The organism is Desulfovibrio sp. 1188_IL3213, from assembly GCF_036763145.1.
Lineage (GTDB): Bacteria > Desulfobacterota > Desulfovibrionia > Desulfovibrionales > Desulfovibrionaceae > Desulfovibrio.
In genome coordinates this window covers 1-3,265 of record NZ_JBAIYR010000263.1, presented here as the reverse complement: position 1 = coordinate 3,265, position 3,265 = coordinate 1, and the positions used below count along the sequence as shown (strand labels likewise).

At 57.7% G+C, this 3,265-nt stretch carries 5 protein-coding genes; 3 read left to right on the top strand and 2 right to left on the bottom strand.

The features are described 5' to 3' along the window. Nucleotides 1-127: 127 nt before the first annotated feature. Nucleotides 128-1,120: a peptidoglycan glycosyltransferase gene (locus tag V6C16_RS09920; RefSeq protein WP_333536182.1), complete on the top strand. Its 993-nt coding sequence runs from the start codon at nt 128-130 to the stop codon at nt 1,118-1,120. A gap of 373 nt (nt 1,121-1,493) precedes the next feature. Here V6C16_RS09920 and hypB read toward each other — a convergent pair whose 3' ends face one another. Together hypB and V6C16_RS09910 are read right to left on the bottom strand one after the other, a co-directional pair. Further along, on the bottom strand, nt 1,494-2,162 hold the full coding sequence (gene hypB, locus V6C16_RS09915) for a hydrogenase nickel incorporation protein HypB (protein ID WP_333543114.1): 669 nt from the start codon (nt 2,160-2,162) through the stop codon (nt 1,494-1,496). 166 nt (nt 2,163-2,328) lie between these two features. Beyond that, nucleotides 2,329-2,682 carry a hydrogenase maturation nickel metallochaperone HypA/HybF gene (locus V6C16_RS09910; protein ID WP_333536180.1) on the bottom strand — a complete coding sequence of 118 codons (354 nt, stop codon included), beginning with the start codon at nt 2,680-2,682 and terminating at the stop codon, nt 2,329-2,331. A gap of 69 nt (nt 2,683-2,751) precedes the next feature. On the opposite strand from V6C16_RS09910, the gene V6C16_RS09905 reads away from it, so the two are divergent. Continuing rightward, nucleotides 2,752-3,225, top strand: a complete 474-nt coding sequence (locus tag V6C16_RS09905) for a hypothetical protein (protein WP_333543113.1) — start codon at nt 2,752-2,754, stop codon at nt 3,223-3,225. Then, nucleotides 3,195-3,265 (top strand): helix-turn-helix domain-containing protein (locus V6C16_RS09900; protein WP_333543115.1); only part of this gene is annotated, 71 nt, incomplete at its 3' end. The genes V6C16_RS09905 and V6C16_RS09900, both read left to right, overlap by 31 nt.

The following is a 3,265-nucleotide window of genomic DNA, read 5'->3' as shown; positions in this document are numbered from 1 at the left end:
CCATCATGCGGGCGCCCGCAAGGTACGCCTGCCGCTTCCGCCCGGCTGACTTGCGGGCCGCCCCCGCGCTCTGCTATAATGTGCCTGCCGTCGTATGACGCCGGGTACTGACATCGGGAGTGTATGCATGACCTTCAGCAATTATCCGCAGCGAAGCCTGCCCTGTTTTCTCACTGTTTTTATTTTTCTTCTGTGGGCGGGACACTGCCTGGCAGCAGGCCCTCAAAATCTGGTCATTTCCAATAAAACAGAAGAGGACCTGCTCAACATCAGCCTGCAAAGCAAGGGTGTTACGCAGTTTGCCCGGCTGGACATGGCCCCCGGCGGCAGCGATGAAATTGAAAACCCCGGAGGAACTGCAGACTTGCGCCTGGACACGGGGCTGGCGCTCTGGACGTTCAGCGCCGTGCCTGTAGGGCAGGCAGCAAGCCTTGCCTTTGGCCCCCGGCCGGAGCAGATGACCCTGACAACGGCCAAAGGCGTCAGCCGTCAGTTCAACGCCCGGATGCAAAGCCTTTTACCCGATGAAAACAGCGGCCCGGTCTGCATGCTTGACCAGTTTCGGCCCGGCATGAGCATGAAAGACGTGTGCGCCCTGCTGGACAAAAGCCCGCCTCATGACGACAACGATGCCGTGCTGACCAGCCTTGGATTTGCCGGTATGGTCTGGGCTGCGCGGCTTTTGCCCGGTCAGGCTGAAAACGGGACTGCCGGTGCTGCTGTCACGGCGCGCCCCGGCGATCCCGACCGTCTTGAACATATGGAACTGCGCCGGAAACTCGACGCCGCCACACTGAACAAGCTGCTTGAAACGCTCTATGCCCAGGACTATGCCCCCTGGCAGGCTGAATTGCCCGGGCTGGATATGGACTTTGTGGAACTGCCCAGGACAGACCCTGCGCAACACCGGCAGGTGCTCCGGCAGGTACTGGACTATTTTCTTGCGGCGGGCCAGGGAGAGGCTACGATCATGCTTGCCCCGGCGGCCATGCTGCCGAATCTGGCAGATGCCGACACGCCCAGGCAGGACGTGCAGCTTTTTACCCTGACCCTGCGGCCCGCATCAAAAAACCTTGTTGTGGATGTGGCCGCCTATCAGGCTGGCGAGGGCGGTCGCTGAGCACTCCCCGACCTGACGCTTTTCACATTTTGTTCCGCGTAGTTGCGGGCCATAAAAAATCCCGGCACAGACCGGGATTTTTACTATTCTTTTGCAAGCATAACCGAAAAACATCAGGCTGCTCTTGCCGCCTCCGCCGCGCGCAGGCATAGCGCTTCCGCATCATAAAAAATGCACTGTCGCCGCCTGCCCGTGCGACCGGCAGATTTTTTTTAACAGGCTTGCCTAGAGCAATTTCACTTTGAAATTGCTCTGACGGCTGCGTGAGCAGACGTTCGCTACGGAGGCGTAAGCGCAGTTTATCTGCGCGGTTAAACGCCGAAGTGAGCGTGCCTTAAACTTTGAGAATGTATATTCTCAAAGTTAATCTGCTCTAAAGCGGGCGACCTTCTTTTTTGGCAGCCCGCATGGCGCGCAGCCAGCCGTACCATTCCTGAAGGCCCTGGCCGTGGCGGCAGGAAACCTCAAAAATATCCAGATCTTTATTGAGCTTTGTGGCAAAATTACGCGCCCGCATCATGTCAAAATCCACATAGGGCAACAGGTCCACCTTGTTCAGCACAAGCGCCTGAGCCAGGTTGAAAAGAAGCGGGTATTTTTCGGGCTTGTCGTCGCCTTCGGCCACACTCAGCAGGGCCACCTTGGCGTCTTCCCCACAGTCAAATTCCACAGGGCAGACGAGGTTGCCCACGTTTTCGATAAAAAGAATGTCCACGCCTTCAAGATCGAGGCTGTCCAGCGCGGTCAGGATCATGTTGCTGTCAAGGTGGCAGCCGCCGTCGGTATTGATCTGCACGGCCTGCGCCCCGGTAGCGGCCACGCGGCGCGCGTCGTTGTCCGTCTGCAGGTCGCCTTCCACCACGGCCATGCGAAACTCTCCCGCCAGATCGGTAAGCGTGCGCTCCAGCAGCGTGGTCTTGCCCGCGCCGGGCGAACTGATCAGATTCAGGGTCAGAATCCCGCTGTCAGACAGCCGCTTGCGCACATGAGCCGCCATTTTTTCATTGGCTTCCAGCACATTGCGAACCACGGGAATTTGCATGCCAGTCTCCTTGCAGGCCCCGGCAATGGGGTCTTTTATGTAAAGTATCGGTACGTTGAGAAGGCGATGATATCTGCTAGAAAACTTGCGGCGCCATAGGCAAGAAAGCCGCCGCCGTTTCAGGCGCAGCGCCTCGGTGGGGACCGCCGTCCCTATCCGGCTCGGGTCAGCTGGCCTCAAGGCGGTTCAAATACAGCTCCCTGCCCTGCCTGACCACGTGACCGAACTGCTCGCCGCATCCGGGGCAGGGCTGCACAAGAGCGTCCTGCCCTTCACCGCCAAAATCCGCGCCGCAGAACGGGCAGTGCAGTTGCAACGGCAATTCTTCCATTTCAAGGCGCGCGCCCTCGTGGGGCGTCCCCTGAATCATGGTTTCAAAGCAGAATTGAAGAGATTCCGGCACCAGCCCGGCGAGAGCGCCATATTTGACGTTCACAACCTCAAGACGGGTACAGCCCTGACGGGTAATTTCCTCTTCCGCCATTTTCAGCAAGCTTTGTGCGATAGCCATTTCGTGCATGGCGGCATACTAGCTCAAAGGCCCTGTCACGTAAAGGCCGGAAGCCATTCTTGCCATTCGGCGTAAATAATGTACATTTCGGGCATGCGTCGCTCAAAATTTTCTGGCGTGTATTCCTTTTCCACCGACTGGACGGAAAACCGCCGCAAAACCCACTACTTTGTCTGGGAACTGCCGGACGGGGCATTTGCGGTACAAGAACTCAACAGCGCGTTCCAGCCGTTGGCTGATCCTGAAAGAATCAGCGCCAGATCATTCAAAAAAAACTTCAAGGCAGAACCGGAAAGTCTGGCGATGCCTGTCACTACGCCTGACCTTACGCAATTTGAAAACAAAAATGCGACAGGCAGCGTACAAGCTGGCGCGGCGTCAGGGCAAAAAGCAGAGAACACTCAGCTAACCGGGCAGCAGAGCCAGGCCGGCAATGCGGCGCAAACCCATGCGCCTGCCCAAGGCTGCGCTCGCTTGAGCTTGAGACCATTGGGGCCGCGCTGGAAAAATGCGGCGGACACATGGGAAAAGCCGCGGCATTGTTGGGAATAAATAGAGTCACCCTGTACCGCAAACTGAAAAAAAGAAAGAC